Raw genomic sequence first — 17709 nt, forward strand, 5'->3', positions numbered from 1 at the left:
GCAGCGTCGGCACGCCGATGATCGCGGCCAAGCCCACGGCGAGCACGATCCCGCCGGGGATGCCGAACAGGGGCGACAGGCCGAACTTTGCGTAGGATCCCATCGCGGCATAAGCACCGCAGCCGAAAAAGACGACGTGGCCGACCGAGACCTGGCCGGCATAGCCGCCGACGATATTCCACGCGGACGCTGCAATCGCATAAAGCAGCACCAGCGCGCCCAGACGCTGCTGGAACGGCGAGGACAGCAGCAGCGGATAGCAGATCGCGAACGCTGCGACGACCGAGAGCCAGATCAAGCGCCGCATCACAGCCTTCCCATCAGGTCTTGCCCATCAGGCCTTGCGGCCGGAACCAGAGGAAGAGCAGGAACAGGACATAGACGACGATGTCCTTGTAGATCGCGCCGATCAGATAGCCCGACAGCGATTCGATCATGCCGATCAGCAGGCCTGCGACAAGGGCGCCCGGCACACTGCCAAAACCGCCGAGCGACACCGTGACGAAGGCGACGATGCCAAGCGTCTCGCCGACGGTCGGCACGATGTAGAAGAAGTTCGCAATCAGCGCGCCGGCAAGCCCGGTGGCACCGGCCGCAATCGCCCAGGCGATCGCCTGCATGGTATCGGGACGGATGCCCATGAGCTGGGCCGCTGTTTGATCCTCCGCCACCGCCAGCATTTTCGAGCCGAGCGAGGTCCGCGTGAGCAGCAGATGCAGCCCGAGCGTGACCAGCAGCGCGACCACGCCGGCAAGCAGCCGCGAGGCCTCGATGCGCAGGCCCGCGAACGCATAAGTGCCGCCCACGATGTCCGGAGGCATCGACAGGAAGTTGGCCCCGAACCACCAGAACACGGAATAACGCAGCAATAGCGCAAGCCCGAAAGTGCCGAGGATCTGCGCCAGCATCGGTCCCTTCATGATATCGCGGATCAGGGCGAAATAGACGACGACGCCGACGGTCGCGAGCACCAGGGTTGCCAGCGGCGCGCCGAGGATCGGCCCTCCTCCCAACAGCGTGTAGACGACATAGGCGACGTACATGCCGAGCATGACGAAATCGCCATGCGCGAAATTGACGATGTTCATCATGCCCCACACCAGCGTGAGGCCTGAGGAAAACAGGGCATAGACAGCGCCAAGCAGAAGTCCGCCGACGATCACCTGCACGAGTACAAAGGACATGAGCCAGCGTTGCTCTGATCAAATCATTTCGGAAATGGCGGGGCGCGCAGCCCCGCCTTCAATCTCACCAGCCCTTGTAGGGCAGCACCGGCGCCTTCGCGGCGTTGGCCTTCGGCCATACCGCGGTGTAGTTCTCGCCATCCTGGAGCTGGATGATGAGCCCGGAGGCGAGGATATTCTGGCCCTTGTCGTCAAACTTCACGCCCTTGTAACCCATCATCAATTGCTCGGGCTTCAGATCGGTCGTCTTCAACGCGGCCTGGATCTTTGCCGGGTCGGTCGAGCCGGCGCGGTCGATCGCGTCGGCCAGCACGAAGAAGCCCTGCATCTGACGGCCGACGGTGTCGTCCATCTCCTCGCCGCTCTTCTTCTTGTACATGTCGGCGATGATGGCCGATGGTGAGCCGGCCGGCCCCACCGACCATGACGAACGGTTGAAGACGCCTTGCGATATCTTGCCGACCGCCTTGATGAAGGAGGGATCGGAATAGCCGGCGTCATCGGCCAAAAGCACCGCCGGCTTGTAGTCGAGCGACTGCATGGTCTTGGCGAACAGGATTGCATCCGACGTGTAGCTGATCATGATGATCACGTCGGGCTTCTTCTCCTTGAGCTGGAGCACTTGGCCCTGAACATCGGTCGCATTGACGGGATAGGCGACGTCAACTGCGATGGCTTGGCCCTTCTCCTTGAAGGCGGCGCTGATCGTGTTGGCGACCGAGGTGCCGTATTCGGTGTTGTCGTGAACCAGCGCGATTGCATCGGTCTTGGCGCCCTGCGCCTTGATGTCGGCGAGGAAATCGACATAGGCCTTGGCGAAGTCGGTGGCGATCGGCGTGGTGCGGAAGAACCATTTGAAGCCGCGCTCGGTGAGATTGGCGGCGACCGACTCGGAGTTCAGAAAGGGAATGCCGTATTTTTCGGCGATGGCGCTCGAGGTCAGCGTGACGCCGGACTGATACGAGCCGAACACGGCGGCTACCTTGTCTTCCGTGATCAGGCGCAGCGCCTGGTTCTGGCCTGTCGCCGGGTTGCCCTGGTTGTCGGCGAACACGATCTCGATCTTGGCGCCGCCGAGGCCCGCAAGGCCTGCGTTCTTGGCCAGCGGCAGAGTGCCGAGCTCGGGATGAGCGTTGTTGATGATGTCCATTGCGACCTCGAGCGCCGCCTTGGCGTGCGCCCCGATCGAGGCGGTGCCGCCGGACATCGGCAGGATCGCGCCGATCTTGACGACCTTGTCCTGGGCCTGCGCGGCTGAAGCGAGCGCAAGGGACATCGCGGCCGCGCAAAGCAGCCCGGTGACGTGCTTCAATCTCATGAAATCAAACCTCCCAAGGGTTTCCCCAACCAGTTTTTTTGGAAGCTCGGCTAAGCGCCCGCTTCCGGTTGTTTATGCCTGGCGATGAGAGGATGGCATGCTGGCCCCGTACCGGCAAGTAAAACGGCTTGCCACGACGCTGCATGGACAAGCACCGACGTGTGGGCCGGGTCAGCGCCCTTACCCCATCACGTCGCTCGCCCGCAGCAGCGTCGTGAAGCCGCCGTAGATCATGCGCTTGCCGTCGAACGGCATACCATCCAACTTCAGCCGCGGGTCCGCCATCACCTTCTTGTTGACGGTGTCGCGAGTCTCCCGGTCGCGATAGACGATCCAGGCGAACACCACGATCTCGTCCTCCTTCGCCATCACCGCGCGCGGAAACGAAGTCAGCTCGCCGTAGGCACGTCGTCGCCGATGCATTCGACATAATCGAGCGCACCGTGCTCCATCCAGATCGCGCAGGCCGTTTTCGCCAGCGCCTTGTAAGCCTCGATGTTGTCCTTCGGCACGGCCAGCACGAAACCATCGACATAGGGCATCACGGATCTCCTTGGGTTGTGTGTCCGAAGGACGATGCGGTGCGTGACGATCCGACCAGGAAACGTGATTTTCGGATGAGGCAAACGGTCGCGCACCGCCGCGGCGCTCCGCCGGAGCCCATGATGCCGCGGCCCGCACGTCCCATGTGGACCGCAAAACATCCCTGCGTCGCAGCGCTTGCCAGCCCACAGCCGAGCGGGTAGAAACCCTCCACGCTTGAGCCGTGATTTGCGCGATAAGTGCCATCGGCCACAGCCGGACAAATCAACAAGTCATTGAATTTGTTCGGCTATTCCGTTGGGGAATGGTGTAACGGTAGCACAACAGACTCTGACTCTGTTTGTCTAGGTTCGAATCCTAGTTCCCCAGCCACCGCAGGTTAAGCAGCTCACAAACAGACCGTCAGAGATTGCGCTCTCTTTGAGCGGTGCCGCTAAATCACGACGCGATCGAAGTCGGCGGCGATCCGCGTGTTTGGAAAAATCGCTGTCGCTTCGGCCAGAATCTCTTCGTCGCGATAACGCCCCGACATGTGATTCAGCACGAGTTGCCTGACGTTGTTCGCGGCGGCAAATGAAGCCGCCTCGCGCGCGGTGAGATGACCATAGTCCCGGGCGGTCGCGGCGTCGCGATCGAGGAAGGTCGCCTCGATCACCAGCAGATCGGCGTCGGCGACATGCCTGGACAGCCCGTCAGTGGTTTCGGTGTCGCCGATGACCACAATCTTCCTGCCGCCGCTCGGCGGCCCCATGACGTCTTCGGGATAGATCGTGCGGCCGGCGATCACGACTGGTCGTGCCGCGGCCAGTTCTCCGCGCAGCGGCCCATCGGGAACACCGAGCTCGGCGAGGCGCTCCCGCTCAAGATGGCGGCGTGCCGGACTCTGGAAGCAAAAACCAAAGCTGTCGGTGTCGCGGTGACGAACCGGAAAGCAATCGATGGTGAAGTCGCCGGCGTCGATAACCTGTCCTTCGGTCAGCGGTGCGAACTCCACCGGGATCGGCGCCCTGCCCGCGCCCCACAGGCCGGCAAGCATGCGGATGACGATGTCGAGCGTGCCCTGGCCTCCATAGACGGTCATCGCGTCCGATTGCTGACGCAACCCCAGCGTCGAGAAGAGACCGGGGATACCGAGCACGTGATCGAGATGGGCATGCGTCAGCAGAATGCGGTCAAGCCGTCGAAAGCCCGCGCCGCTGCGCAGCAACTGGCGCTGCGTGCCCTCGCCGCAATCGATGAGGACGCGCTTGCCCGTGGCCTCCACCAGGAGAGCCGGATGGTTGCGCTCCGCCGACGGAACGCTGGCGGAGGTCCCAAGGAATGTCAGGGCGAACATGGTCGTCAGTATCCAGGCTTCGCCGCCCCCAATGCCACGTGAGCAGCAGCCCGTACAGAGCCCTCGATCGCGCATAGACCGCGGCAAGCAGTGGGTATCCCGCGATCTGATGGCCAGGCGCCGCCTCCGGCCCCCGACCCGCGGACAGATCTGGTTCCCGTTGCGTGGCCTCCTCATACCATCCGCCAAATTGCATGCTCGATACTCGGATCGATTTGCAGCCGAGCGACATCGACGCGGCGATGCAAGACAATGGAGATCGTGATGCCGCCCGGATTGACCGCCACTGACTGGGACTACGGCTCGATCAGCACATTGCTGAGCGCCCTGCACGCGCGCAAGCTTTCTGCGTCCGAGTTGATCGAGCATATGATCGCGCGCATCGAGGCGCTGGACGGGCAGATCAATGCCGTCATCGTTCGCGATTTCGATCGCGCACGAGACGCCGCGCGCGCCGCCGATACCGCACTTGGTCGCGGCGAGCGGCAGCCATTGCTCGGCATCCCCGTGACGTTGAAAGAACCGTTCAACGTCGCTGGCCTGCCGACGACGTGGGGCTTTCCGCATTTCAAAGATTTCCAACCCGCGGAGGACGCCCTTGTCGTCTCGCGGTTGAAGGCGGCGGGTGCTGTCATCATCGGCAAGACCAATATCCCGATCGGCCTCAGAGATTTCCAGAGCTACAATGACATCTACGGTACGACGAACAATCCGTGGGATCTCGGCCGATCGCCCGGCGGCTCTTCAGGCGGATCAGGAGCGGCGCTGGCTGCGGGATTCGGACCGCTGTCGATCGGCTCGGATATTGGCGGCTCGATCCGGGTGCCCGCGCATTTCTGCGGTGTGTTCGGACACAAGCCGAGCCTCGGCCTCGTCCCGCTACGCGGATACAGCCTTCCGCCGGCACCGCCCGTTGCCGGCCAGGGTGATCTCGCCGTCGTTGGACCAATGACGCGCACTGCCTCGGATCTCGCACTCGCGCTCGACGTGATCGCCGGCCCCGACGAGACGCGCGACGGGATCGGCTATCGTCTTGCGTTGCCGGCCTCACGACACGACCAGTTCAGGGGTTTCAGGATTCTCGTGATCGATACGCATCCGTTGATGCCGACAGGCGATGCCGTGCGTTCCGCCATCGGGCGGTTGTCGGAACGGCTCGAACGATCAGGCGCACGCGTCGCGCGCTCGAGTGCGTCTCTGCCTGATCTCGCCGAATCCGCCCGCCTTTATATGAAGCTGTTGAACGCAGCGCGAAGTCCACGCCTGACACCGGCCGCCCTCGCAGAGGCGCAAGGAGTTGCCGCAGAACTCTCGCCCGACGACCGCAGCCTGCAGGCCGAGCGCGCGCGCGGCTGGGCGATGGTCCATCGCGAATGGCTGGCGACCGACGCGGCGCGCCTGCGGCTGCAACAACGATGGCAGGAGCTGTTCCGCGAGTTCGACGCAGTAATCTACCCGGCCGCAGCCGTACCGGCCTTTCCCCAGGACCAGTCCGAGCCGTTCGACGCGCGGCAACTCGATATCGATGGACAGCTCTATCCCTATGCCGATGCGTGCTTCATCTGGGCAGACCCCGCTTCGACCTGCGGACTGCCTGCAACGGCCGTTCCGATCGAGCGCACGCCATCGGGCCTGCCGATCGGCGTCCAGATCATCGGGCCTTATCTCGAGGACCGCACACCGATTGCGCTCGCTGGACTGATCGAACGCGCGTTCGGCGGCTTCGTCCCGCCGCCGTCGCTGTCTGCCACGCAATCGGAGAGATGAGAGGCGAAGACCCCCAACGATCGTCAGGTTCTTGCAGTCGACTGCGCCTCGACCGCCTGCACCGCCACGCTCGCGACCTGCTGCAATGCCTCGCGGTCGGAGCCTGAGGACGCCATCACGCCCATGCCGACGGAGACGGCCGAAACGTAGCGCGCGAGTGCCGCGGGATCCGAGGTCGGCTTGAGATCGCCTTCGGCCTTGGCGCGAACAAAACGATCGCGAAGCTGGTCCTCGTTCTGGGCGCGCCGAGCGGCGAGTTCGAAGGGGACGCTTTCTGATCCGGTGCCGCATGCAATGCCGCCCTGCACGAGCAGGCAACCGGGCGGGTTGGCGGGATCGGTCTGCTTGTCGGCGATGCCCATCAGCATCCGTTCGGCGACGTCGCGGGCAGTCGGCGCTGCCACGACCTCGTCCATCCAGACGGTGCGCAGTTTGGTATAGCGGTCGAGCGCGGCCTTCAGCAGCCCTTCCTTGTTGCCGAAACAGGCATAGAGGCTGGGCGGATTGATCCCCATGGCTTCGGTCAACTGAGCGATCGTGGCACCCTCATAGCCATGGCGCCAAAACACTTCCATCGCCTGGTCCAACGCCGTTTCGGCGTCGAATTCGCGGGGGCGTCCCATGCCCATGTGCCTGTTCTCCTCGAAATCGGCGTCGTCCCTGACCCTAACGCCGGATCCTATCTCTTTGTTCTCGCTTTATTTTCTCTTCCACTTGCCAATTCTTGCGGTAAACCGCTACAATTTTCTTAGCGAATGGTACATAAGTATCTTGCGCTGCGGTATCCAGCTCCACATCTGTAGTGAACACTACATATCTGGAGCGCAAATGCCCCCCTCCCAAAAGACCTCTCGCCCCGGCCATGTCCGCCGCCTTCTGGGCGGCGTCGCCATCGTGGGCGCTCTCGCCGTAGCCGGCTCGATCGCGACCGGCCATTACTTTCGTTCCGCGCAGGCGACCGCGACCGCCGCGGCCGAGCAAGCCGTCCCTGTCACGGTCGCGCTGATCGAACCAAAGCAGACCGTGCTGTGGGACGATTTCTCCGGTCGGCTCGAGGCCATTCAACGCGTCGAGCTTCGCCCGCGCGTGGCCGGCGCGATCCTGTCGGCCAACTTCATCGAAGGCGCGCTGGTGAAGGCTGGTGACATCCTGTTCAAGATCGACCCGGCGCCCTACGCAGCCGAGGTCGACAAGGCCGCGGCCCAGCTCGAAGCTGCGAAAGCGCGCGTCGTGTTCACGCAGAATGAACTTGAGCGCGGCGCGCAGCTGGTCGGCAACGCCGTGGTGACGCGGCGCGACTACGACCAGCGCGACAACGCCAACCGCGAGGCCATCGCCAACGTGAAGGCAGCCGAGGCGACGCTCCAGACCGCAAAGCTTAATCTCGACTACACCGAGGTACGTGCACCCGTGGACGGCCGCGTCGGCAAGATCGAAATCACCGTCGGCAATCTCGTCGCCGCCGGCACCGCCTCCCCCGTGCTGACCTCGCTGGTCTCGGTCAATCCGATCTACGCGTCGTTCGATGCGGATGAGGAGGTGGTGCTGCGGGCGCTGAACTCGATCGCAGATGTCTCCGGCAAGCGCGGCAATTTGGACCAGATCCCGGTGGAGATGACGACCTCAGGCGGCCTCTCGGCCAAGGGCCACATCCAGCTCATCGACAACCAGGTCAACGGCCAGAGCGGCACCATCCGTGTCCGCGCGGTGTTCAGAAACGAGGACGGGCGTCTCATCCCCGGCCAGTTCGCCCGCGTGCGCATGGGCCAGCCCAAGCAGCAATCGCTGGTCATGATCGACGAGCGCGCGATCGGTACCGACCAGGACAAGAAGTTCGTGATGGCGGTCGGCGACGACAGCCGCGCGGTCTACCGGCCGATCACCCTCGGCGGCTCGGTCGACGGGTTGCGTATCGTGACGACGGGACTGAAGACCGGCGATCGCATTATCGTCAACGGCCTCCAGCGCGTGCGTCCCGGCGCCCTGCTCAAGACGGAGATCGCGTCGATGGGCGCGCGCGGGCCGCAGCAGGCCTCCAACCACAGCAAACAGGACGTGGTGCAACGCTAGCATTCTCCGCTTCCGGAGCGCGCGGGCAGCGCGAGCCGGAATGTCGAATTTGTTGAACTACCAAGACATCACTTCTGGATTTCCGGATTTGCGGGCTTTTCCCGCGCCCGGGAACGGCGGGAGGGTCGTCTCTCGCGCAGGGGCAAAGCCATGAATCTCTCGAAGTTCTTCATCGATCGTCCGATTTTTGCCGGTGTGCTCTCGGTCCTGATCTTCCTCGCCGGCCTGATCTCGCTGTTCGCGATGCCGATCTCGGAATATCCCGATGTCGTGCCGCCCTCCGTCCTCGTGCGCGCGACCTATCCCGGGGCCAATCCCAAGGTGATCGCCGAGACGGTGGCGACTCCCATCGAAGAGCAGATCAACGGCGTCGAAGGCATGCTGTACATGTCAAGCCAGGCGACCACCGATGGCGCGATGACGCTGACGGTGACATTCCGGCTCGGCACCGATCCTGACAAGGCGACGCAGCTGGTGCAGAACCGTGTGCAGCAGGCCGAGCCGCGCCTGCCCGCCGTCGTGCGGCAGCTCGGCATCATCACCAAGAAGTCGTCGCCCGACCTCACCATGGTCGTGCATCTGTTGTCGCCCACCGGCCGCTACGACATGACGTATTTGCGCAATTACGCCGTGCTCAATGTCAAGGACCGTCTTGCACGGATCGACGGCGTCGGCGACGTCCAGCTCTATGGCGCCGGCGACTATTCGATGCGGGTCTGGGTCGATCCGCAGAAGGCTGCCGAACACGGGCTCACCGCAAGCGACATCGTCAAGGCGATCCAGGCGCAGAACGTCGAGGCCGCTGCCGGCGTGGTCGGCTCCTCCCCGAATGTCAAGGGCATCGACCTGCAGCTGTCCGTCAACGCGGAAGGGCGGCTTGCGAACGAAGAGCAATTCGGCGACATCGTGGTCAAGACCGGTACGCGTGGCGAAGTCGTGCGCTTGCGCGACGTCGCCCGCATCGAGCTCGGCGCGTCCGAATACGGCCTGCGCTCGCTACTCGACAACAAGCAGGCAGTGGCGATTCCGATCTTCCAGGCGCCCGGCTCCAACGCGCTGGAGATCTCCGATCATGTCCGTGCCACCATGGCCGAGATCAAGAAGAATATGCCGGAAGGCGTGTCCTACCAGATCGTTTACGATCCCACCCAGTTCGTGCGCTCCTCGATCGAGGCCGTCATTCACACGCTGCTGGAGGCGATCGCGCTGGTGGTGCTGGTGGTGATCCTGTTCCTGCAGACCTGGCGCGCCTCGATCATTCCGCTGCTGGCGGTGCCCGTGTCGATCGTCGGCACATTCGCGGTCATGCACGTGTTCGGCTTCTCGATCAACGCGCTCAGCCTGTTCGGGCTCGTGCTCGCAATCGGCATCGTCGTCGACGACGCCATCGTCGTAGTCGAGAACGTCGAACGCAACATCGAGGGAGGGCTGTCGCCGCGCGACGCCACCTACCAGGCGATGCGCGAAGTGTCGGGGCCGATCATCGCGATTGCGATGGTGCTGATCGCGGTGTTCGTGCCGCTCGCCTTCATCTCCGGCCTCACCGGGCAGTTCTACAAGCAGTTCGCGCTGACGATCGCGATCTCGACCGTGATCTCCGCCATCAATTCGCTGACGCTGTCGCCTGCGTTGTCGGCGCTGCTGCTCAAGGGACACAATGAGCCGAAGGACCGGCTGACGATCATCATGGAAAAGGGCCTTGGCTGGTTCTTCCGTGGCTTCAACAAGGTGTTCACACGCTCGTCGGAGAATTACAGCGGCACCGTCACCAAGGTGATATCAGGCAAGGCCGCAGTGATGGGACTGTATGTGGTGTTGATCGGCGTGACCGCGCTTCTGTTCCAGCAGGTGCCGAGCGGCTTCGTGCCGGGCCAGGACAAACAGTATCTGGTCGGCTTCTCGCGGCTGCCCGACGGCGCAGCGCTCGATCGCACTGAAGAGGTGATCCGCAAGATGAGCGACATCGCGCTGACCCAGCCAGGTGTCGAGAGTTCGGTCGCCTTTCCGGGCCTGTCGATCGCCGGCTTCACCAACTCCTCCAATGCCGGCATCGTGTTCTCCACGCTCAAGCCGTTCGACGAGCGCAAGGATCCTTCTCTCAGCGGCCCCGCGCTGGCGGCCGAGCTGAACAAGAAATATGCCGGCATCCAGGAAGCCTTCATCGCCATGTTCCCGCCGCCGCCGGTCAACGGCCTTGGCACCATCGGCGGCTTCAAGCTGCAGATCGAGGACCGTGCCGGTCTCGGTTATGAGGCGCTGAACGAGGCGACCAAGGCGTTCATGGCGGCGATGCAGAAGGCGCCGGAGATCGCCGGCGTGTTCTCGAGCTTCCAGGTCAACGTGCCCCAGCTGTTCGCCGACATCGATCGCACCAAGGCGCTCCAATTGGGCGTGCCCGTGACGGAGGTGTTCAACACGCTGCAGATTTACCTGGGCTCCTACTACGTCAACGACTTCAACAAGTTTGGCCGCACCTATTCGGTCCGGGTGCAGGCCGACGCGCCGTTCCGCGCCCGCGCCGACGACATCCGGCAGTTGAAGGTGCGCTCGTCCTCGGGCGACATGGTGCCGCTCTCGGCGCTCTTGAGCGTTCGCCAGAGCGCGGGACCCGAGCGGGCGATCCGCTACAACGGCTTCCTGTCCTCCGATATCAACGCGGCGGCTGCTCCCGGCTTCTCCTCCGGACAGGCGCAGGAGGTCGCGACGCGGATCGCGGCGGAGACGCTGCCGCCCGGCTTTGCCTTCGAATGGACCGACCTGACCTATCAGGAGTTCATCGCCGGCAATTCCGGACTGTGGGTGTTTCCGCTGGCGATCCTCCTGGTGTTCCTGGTGCTGGCCGCGCTCTATGAGAGCCTGACCTTGCCGCTCTCGATCATCATGATCGTGCCGATGGGTCTGCTGGCTGCTATGTTCGGTGTCTGGATCTCCAAGGGCGACAACAACGTCTTCACCCAGATCGGCTTGATCGTGCTGGTGGGACTCTCGGCCAAGAACGCGATCCTGATCGTCGAATTCGCGCGCGAGCTCGAATTCGCAGGCCGCACCCCGATCCGGGCCGCAATCGAGGCGAGCCGGCTGCGGTTGCGCCCGATCCTGATGACGTCGATGGCGTTCATCATGGGCGTGCTGCCGCTGGTGCTCTCGACCGGGGCCGGCTCGGAGATGCGGCGCGCCATGGGCGTCGCCGTGTTCTCCGGCATGATCGGCGTCACCGTATTCGGCCTGTTCCTGACGCCGGTGTTCTATGTGCTGCTGCGGACCGTCACTGGCATGAAGCCGCTGACCCATCACGGCAGCGACACCAGCGCGGCGCCGGTGCAACCCGTCGGGCACTAGATCAGGGAAATCCCCGACAGCAACAACAAAACGAGCACGGTCTTGCGAAAGACCGTCTCGTTGACCCTGTGGAACGCGATCACGCCCAGCGCGGAGCCTGCGAACAGCGCCGGCAGGCTAACCGCGAGATCGACGAAGACCTTTGACGACAGATCCTGATGTCCGAACAGCAGCGCGATCGCGAACAGCTGCATCGCGGCGATGAACGGCTGCACCAGGCCGCGCTGCTCGCTCTTGGGCATGCCGCGCATGTCGCACCAGATCGTCGGGATCGCGCCCGGCATCGCGGTCAGTCCGCCGACCAGTCCTCCACCGAACCCGATCAACGCGACCCAGTGCCGCCCGACCGCCTCGCCGGCCGTCACCAGCGTCGGCCGCAGCAGCATGTAGGCCGCATAGAGCGCAACGATAATGCCGAAGCCGCGCCGGAGCAGATGCGTATCGGTGCTCTGGAGCAGCGACACCGCGATGGGAACGCCGATCAAGCCGCCGACGATCAGCAGCAGACTGCCTTCCCAGCGGATATTGCGCCGAAGCGACCACAGATTGGTGGCCTGCACGCCGATGCTGCACGCCATCATCAGCGGTACGGCTTCGAGCGGCTGAAACACCCGGAGCAGGATGGCGCCCGCTACCGCGGAAAAGGCAAATCCCGAGAGTCCGGAGACAAAGGCGCCGGCGAACACGGCAACGCTGAGCAGCATCAGAGTCGTGACATCAGGCACAATTTGCCCTCCGATCAATCGTAGGGAATTTGCGAGACGGGGACATCGGTGCTCTCGGTGCAAACGGTCGGCACGAGTGGAACCGACGGCTGCGCGTAAGCATGAGATCGCTCCAGCATCGCGAGGCCGACCAGTTCGAGAGCGACGAGCGCTGCCGTCAGCGCGATTGCGACGATGCTGGCGTTACGCACGTTCGAATTTGGGGTGGTCGCTCGTGCGCTCGCGCGGATCAACTCCGTTGGCATTTTCAAAGATATCCTCTTCACGGGAAACGGGAATAATTTCATTCAAACACGGCGCTTCGTGCGGCTGGTCCAGCAGGTGGCGATAGCGCCGCAACACGCGCTCCGCGTCGATTTCCCGCTGCGCGCGGAGTACCGCGCCCATGCGGGCGACGATATCGCGGAATCTTCCTGTCAGAACTGGTGACGCCGTCCGCATGACAATCTCCTCTCAACCTGCACGAGAGATTGACGGAATTCGTTTCCGCTCGCAGTGAGTTGCTTCACAACAATGTCTGGTAGGTCGAACAACAGATCGTGTGACGTCTAGTAGAAGACAACGCGGAAAATCGCGTCATTCGATCGAACGACGTGCGATAACTTTCTAATGATGCTTGTGATTGAACCTATTGCGAGCTACGGCGACTCGCCTGCGTTTTTGAACGCGTCTCAGTGCACGAGCGGATTGGAAAATCCAGCTGCGAGCTTGACGAGATCGGCCTGACGAGAAACGCCGGTCTTGGCGAACACGCGATGCAGATGCGTCTTCACCGTCGTCTCGGCGATACCGAGCGCAACCGCCGTCTCCGGCACGCCGCCGACATCGACGATTGACTGCAAGACCCTCAGTTCGGCAGGCGTGAGCTCGAAGGTGCGGTCAATGAGCCCGGCACACGAGCGGCCGTCGAGTTCCGCTTTCCAGATGAACAGGGCTCCCACTGCCGAACTGCGCTCGGCCACCCCGTCGCGCAGCAATGATGGCAGCGCGATGATTTGCGCGACGTAGTAGGAACCGTCATGCGACATCAACGGAATTTTCCGTCCCGAAGATGCCGCCAACGCGACCTCGCTGGTGTCACGGAAAATATCGCGCAAGGCTGAATTAGCAGCGGAAGATCTTGCCACCAACCTGCCCGAGACAGACCGCAGGACATCGTCGACGTCTAGGATCGTCGCCGCGGCCGGATTGCTGTGGATGATATGACAGGTCGAATCGAGCAGGATGACACCGGCATTCAGTCGGTCCACGACGTCGGCAAGCGCGACCGCGCGCTGCTGCTTCCGCTCGATCGCCCGGTTGATCAACAGCGCCCGGCTCGCATGCGGAGCCAGGAACTGCATTCGCGCCCGCTGTTCCGCGCCGAGCATCTCCCTGCCCGGGATCACGGTCATTAGCATCGGACACGGCGACTTCGACTGCTCCAGCACCACGTTGGCGACGTCGACGCAGCCCTGGGGGCGCAGCCATTCCTGGTAGAAGCGGCCGCGGCGGTATTCGTCGAAATCCACGAGATCAGGGATATTGCGCACCTCGCCATAGCGCGGAAGCCGAGCAAGCGGGTCGTATCGGGAGTAGGTCTCCGCATAGAGCTGAATGTAGTACGGATCGACCCCGCAATAATAATGCGTCGCGCCTGATTTGCTGACCGGGTCCTTCGAAATCAGACCACAGGCTTGGCTGCCAATGAAGGCATTGAGTTTGACAACGACCTCGCTCCACAACTCCGGGTGGAGACCCGCGTCATAGATAGTCTCGATCAACTCGGACGGTTTTGGAGGTCGGGGCATCGGAAGAGCCAATGGTGACACATGGAGATGGCGAAATGTTCTTCATGCCTGGCGGCTTCCGTGAGTCTTTCGCGGGAGCGAAAGGTTCAATCGTGAAGGCAAAATTCAACAGTCTAATTCACAAGCGGATTGGAGAATCCTGCCGCGAGCTTAACGAGATCGGCCTGACGCGAAACGCCCGTCTTGGCGAACACGCGATGCAGATGCGTCTTCGCCGTCGTTTCCGCGATACCAAGCGCGACCGCCGTCTCCGGGACGCCGCCAACCTCGACGATCGACAGGAACACGCGCAGCTCGGCCGGCGTAAGGTCGAATGTCCGCGCGATCAATTCGCCATAGGACTGTCCGCCGAGCGATACCTTACGCAGCAGCAGCGCACCGACGGCATCGACCACCCGCTCGCTGCCGTCCCGCAGGACGGACGACAGCGGCAGGATGTGCGCGACGTAGCGCTCGCCCGAAGGCGAAAGCAGCGAAAACGCATGCCCCTTTGCGGCAAGCAGCGCAATTTCATGGCGGGTCGCGAACGCTTCCCACAGTGTCTGATTGGCCTCCGCACTGCTGGTCACCAATTGCCCGGCAACGGACCGAACCAGATCGTCGGCCGCAAGCAAGGCGTGCCCTGCGGAATTCGCGTGCACCACCCGGCAGAAGCCATCGAGCAGGAAGATGCCACAGGCCAAATTGTCCAGGACCTCCGCCAACGCCGTCGCCAGCGTCAGTTGCGAGGTCATGGCGCGGTTGATCAGCAACGCTCGGCTGGCGTGCGGCAAGATCAGCGAGAGGCGCTGCTTCATCACCGGATCCACCATCCGGCGGCCCGACAGCACCGTCATCATCACGGGGCAGCTCGCATTCGAATTCTCGAGCACGACGTTAGCCGCATCGCTGCAACCCTGCGGCCGCATCCATTCCTGGTAAAAGCGTCCTCGCCGATATTCATCGAAATTGACGAGATCCGGGATGCTGACGATCTGGCCATGCGGCGGCAGGACCGTCAGCGGATCGAACTTCGAATGCGTCTCGGAATAGAGCCGGATGTAGTGCGGGTCCGCCCCGCAATAATAGTGCGTGACGCCGAATTTGCTGATCGAGTCCTTGGAAAACAGCCCGCAGGCCTGGCCGCCGACGAAGTCGCGGATGCCGGTGACGACGTTATTCCACAGCGAGGGATCGAGCCCGGCATCGTAGATGGCCTCGACCAGGTCGGGCAGTTTCCGTGGTCCGTGCATGGCTATAAATGGCCTGGGTGATCAATATCACCAAGCATACCACAACCACAGCATGCGGCATCCTCCGATCGGATGAGGCGTCGGCCGGTAACGAGCGGATATTCGTTTCGGGTGCTACTGATGCAGAGTCGCGATACCGCACCGGGATGCTCACATCTCGTCCCAGCCGACCTTCTCCAGATTCTCCGACCAGACCGCGGCGCGATAGATCTCGCGCCCGTCGGCGTTTCTGACCCGGATGCAGGCATCGCGGTCGCGCAAATCGTCGCGCCAGACGAACAGGTGGCTTGCCATCTCGTTGGCCACCACGAATGTCGCTTCGGGGCATTCGAACACCATGCCGCCCGGATCGATCTTCACGATATTGCCGATCATAAGATCAAAGAAAAAACGGCGCATGCAACACTCCAACTGGGGGCGGCGCACGCCCGCCCCTGCCGTCTCCAAGCGGCATTTGACTTGAAACTCAGTCGTGCGCGGTCACGACATTTCGCCGCTCCTGACGTCACTGGGCGTGGCGCCATAAGTTCGACGGAAGCAGCGGTTAAAATAGGAGAGATCGCCGAAGCCGACATCGTAGGCGATCGAGCTGACCGTCCGCTCGGCGTATCCGGGTTCCCGCAACATGCGATGGGCGCGCTTGACGCGTTGTTCGATCACGAAGGACGAGAACGTCTTGCCGTCGGCCTCGAACAGGCGCTGGAGATAACGCGGCGTCACGCCGAGCTCCTGGGCGACTGTGGCCACCGACAGGTCCTGCCGCCAGCAATTGTTGGCGATGGAGACTTTGGCCTTCTGCAGCCGTGCCGCCTTCACGCCGCGCCGCCCGGCCAGCTCCCGGGGCTCGTTGGTGGCACCGAGAACGATTGCCAGAAGATCGTGCAGATGCCCGACCCCGAGCTGGCGCAAATTTGGCGTCGCGAACGCCTTCTCCCGCACCAGTGTCTCCGCATAGTTGACCAGCAATCGAAGTCCTGTCGAGCTCTCCGGCATGACACGCATTACGGCGTCATCGACATCCACGATCATCGGCGCCAGCACGCGTCTCGGCACGCGTAGGGAGAAGCAGCTACCCAGCGACAATCGCTCGAACGTCGTGACGTCCTCCGCGCTGGTCAGGACCGCCTCCCCTGCACGAAGGCTCAGATCGTGTCCCCGCTCGGATATTCCAAGTACGCCAGATCGATTCACGATCAGGGCCAGGCTGTCGTCGCCATCGGCAACCAGGTGTTTGGTGCGACTGACGCGCGCTCCGCACAATCCTCCGATCAGCAATTGGGCTTCCGGCAAGACGTGGGACGTGAAGCTCGCCGTAGCCGGCTTTCCTTCTCTCGCCTCGACCTCCGCCTTCAACACCCCGCGGCAGTAGAAATCGCGAAGCAGCGGGATACGCTCGTTTTCGGGAATTTCGTTCGTCGAAACATTAATAATGGAAAAATCAAACTGGCTCACTGCAATCCTCCAACCGACGAGCAGGTCCGGCCGTGCGCTGTCGTTTCCTCACACTCGCGTTTGACGCCGTCGTCGCATCTCTTCGTGGCGCTTGCTGCTCTTCACTTTTCTGGATCGCGATATACGAAAGTATCAAATGACTCGCGTCCTGCATTCGGAGGACACGGGAGCTCGGCTCATCACAATGCATTGAGATCGCGGCACGTATCGGCGAGCCTTGTGAAATGGATCACACGGCGTCGTCACCGCCATTCGTTCGATGCGCGAATGGAACGGCAAAGCCGGTGGCGATCTTGACTAGGTCGGCCTGCCTGCCGGCGCCGGTCTTCTCGAACAGGCGCCCGAGATGCGTCTTCACCGTCGTCTCGGCGATGCCGAGCTTTGCCGCAATGTCGGGGACACCGCCAATCTCGATAATGGCCATTAAAACACGCAGTTCGGACGGTGTCAGCCTGAAGGCCGCCGCAATCGCATCAGCCGCGAGCCATGTCGCCGCCGATGCCTTCTGAACGAACAGCACCGTGGCTGCAGCATCTCGCGATGGAGTGCGATAGCGCTTCAAGGGAAAGGCGTGGAGCAGATAATGCTGTCCATCGACTGATGTCGCAAGCTCGATCTGACGGCGGGCGGCGGAACGAGTTTCGTTGCCTGCATCGATTTCGCTCAGGCCGCGGAATATTTTGTCGGTCTGGGTGTTGCGGGCCACGATCCGGTCGCCGACCATTGCGAGCAGGCTGGCATCGGCGAACAGCCCGCGGCATGCTGCGTTGGCATGGACGACCCGACCATCTGCGTCGAGCAGGCAGATCGCCGTGCTCAGCCCATCCAAGACCTCGGCAAGGTCGTCCACGGTATGCGAGCGTGCCCTGATCTGTCGGCCCATGATCCTGGAGCGCTGAAGGTGCGGCGCCAGCAGCCGCATGCGCTCACGCATCGGCTCGTCAACCATTCCG

At 62.8% G+C, this 17709-nt stretch carries 15 protein-coding genes, 1 tRNA gene and 2 pseudogenes; 4 read left to right on the forward strand and 14 right to left on the reverse strand.

Features of this window, described 5'->3' with window-relative positions; translation table 11 throughout:
* The 4 genes and pseudogenes from IVB32_RS14000 to IVB32_RS14015 form a co-directional block, all read right to left on the reverse strand.
* Window positions 1–307 (reverse strand): annotated as a pseudogene (locus IVB32_RS14000) (branched-chain amino acid ABC transporter permease); the annotation flags it as partial.
* Window positions 308–320: 13 nt separating this feature from the next.
* Window positions 321–1184: a branched-chain amino acid ABC transporter permease gene (locus IVB32_RS14005; protein WP_018459265.1), complete on the reverse strand. Its 864-nt coding sequence runs from the start codon at window positions 1182–1184 to the stop codon at window positions 321–323.
* A 64-nt stretch (window positions 1185–1248) separates the two neighbouring features.
* Window positions 1249–2502: an ABC transporter substrate-binding protein gene (locus IVB32_RS14010; RefSeq protein WP_018459266.1), complete on the reverse strand. Its 1254-nt coding sequence runs from the start codon at window positions 2500–2502 to the stop codon at window positions 1249–1251.
* Window positions 2503–2682: 180 nt separating this feature from the next.
* Window positions 2683–3044, reverse strand: a pseudogene (locus tag IVB32_RS14015) (DUF1428 family protein).
* Between the two features lie 299 nt (window positions 3045–3343).
* Between IVB32_RS14015 and IVB32_RS14020 the strand changes: the two are divergent.
* A tRNA-Gln gene (locus IVB32_RS14020) sits at window positions 3344–3417 on the forward strand.
* 61 nt (window positions 3418–3478) lie between these two features.
* Here the strand turns inward: IVB32_RS14020 and rnz are convergent.
* Complete coding sequence (gene rnz, locus IVB32_RS14025; RefSeq protein WP_085352786.1) at window positions 3479–4381, reverse strand: ribonuclease Z; 903 nt, start codon at window positions 4379–4381, stop codon at window positions 3479–3481.
* Window positions 4382–4645: 264 nt separating this feature from the next.
* Here rnz and IVB32_RS14030 point away from each other — a divergent pair, with 264 nt between their 5' ends.
* On the forward strand, window positions 4646–6148 hold the full coding sequence (locus IVB32_RS14030) for an amidase (RefSeq protein WP_247297575.1): 1503 nt from the start codon (window positions 4646–4648) through the stop codon (window positions 6146–6148).
* Between the two features lie 23 nt (window positions 6149–6171).
* Here the strand turns inward: IVB32_RS14030 and IVB32_RS14035 are convergent, their stop codons facing one another.
* Window positions 6172–6777, reverse strand: coding sequence for a TetR/AcrR family transcriptional regulator (locus IVB32_RS14035; RefSeq protein ID WP_018459270.1), 606 nt, complete (start codon window positions 6775–6777; stop codon window positions 6172–6174).
* 199 nt (window positions 6778–6976) lie between these two features.
* Here IVB32_RS14035 and IVB32_RS14040 point away from each other — a divergent pair, with 199 nt between their 5' ends.
* Both IVB32_RS14040 and IVB32_RS14045 read left to right on the forward strand, forming a co-directional pair.
* Entirely contained in the window at window positions 6977–8218 is a 1242-nt protein-coding gene (locus IVB32_RS14040; protein ID WP_247297576.1) for an efflux RND transporter periplasmic adaptor subunit, read from the forward strand.
* Between the two features lie 150 nt (window positions 8219–8368).
* Window positions 8369–11557: a multidrug efflux RND transporter permease subunit gene (locus tag IVB32_RS14045; RefSeq protein WP_085352783.1), complete on the forward strand. Its 3189-nt coding sequence runs from the start codon at window positions 8369–8371 to the stop codon at window positions 11555–11557.
* Here IVB32_RS14045 and IVB32_RS14050 read toward each other — a convergent pair.
* The 8 genes from IVB32_RS14050 to IVB32_RS14085 form a co-directional block, all read right to left on the reverse strand.
* On the reverse strand, window positions 11554–12282 hold the full coding sequence (locus IVB32_RS14050) for a sulfite exporter TauE/SafE family protein (RefSeq protein ID WP_085352782.1): 729 nt from the start codon (window positions 12280–12282) through the stop codon (window positions 11554–11556). The two genes, IVB32_RS14045 and IVB32_RS14050, sit on opposite strands and share 4 nt — an antisense overlap.
* Window positions 12283–12296: 14 nt before the next feature.
* The gene (locus IVB32_RS14055) at window positions 12297–12473 is read right to left on the reverse strand and encodes a hypothetical protein (protein WP_231188607.1); all 177 of its coding nucleotides are present in this window, start codon (window positions 12471–12473) and stop codon (window positions 12297–12299) included.
* Window positions 12466–12723 (reverse strand): hypothetical protein, encoded by a 258-nt coding sequence (locus tag IVB32_RS14060; protein ID WP_085352780.1) that lies wholly within the window; start codon window positions 12721–12723, stop codon window positions 12466–12468. Before IVB32_RS14060 ends, IVB32_RS14055 begins: the two co-directional genes overlap by 8 nt.
* A 230-nt stretch (window positions 12724–12953) precedes the next feature.
* Entirely contained in the window at window positions 12954–14072 is a 1119-nt protein-coding gene (locus tag IVB32_RS14065) for a helix-turn-helix transcriptional regulator (RefSeq protein ID WP_085352779.1), read from the reverse strand.
* Window positions 14073–14185: 113 nt separating this feature from the next.
* Window positions 14186–15304, reverse strand: coding sequence for a helix-turn-helix transcriptional regulator (locus tag IVB32_RS14070; protein ID WP_018459277.1), 1119 nt, complete (start codon window positions 15302–15304; stop codon window positions 14186–14188).
* 150 nt (window positions 15305–15454) lie between these two features.
* Entirely contained in the window at window positions 15455–15703 is a 249-nt protein-coding gene (locus IVB32_RS14075; RefSeq protein WP_204510928.1) for a hypothetical protein, read from the reverse strand.
* Window positions 15704–15784: 81 nt separating this feature from the next.
* Entirely contained in the window at window positions 15785–16756 is a 972-nt protein-coding gene (locus tag IVB32_RS14080) for an AraC family transcriptional regulator (protein ID WP_018459279.1), read from the reverse strand.
* 229 nt (window positions 16757–16985) lie between these two features.
* Window positions 16986–17709, reverse strand: a 724-nt coding sequence (locus tag IVB32_RS14085) for a LuxR C-terminal-related transcriptional regulator (RefSeq protein ID WP_247410618.1), incomplete at its 5' end; no start/stop codon positions are given.

Source organism: Bradyrhizobium sp. 23, assembly GCF_023073295.1.
Lineage (GTDB): Bacteria > Pseudomonadota > Alphaproteobacteria > Rhizobiales > Xanthobacteraceae > Bradyrhizobium > Bradyrhizobium canariense_D.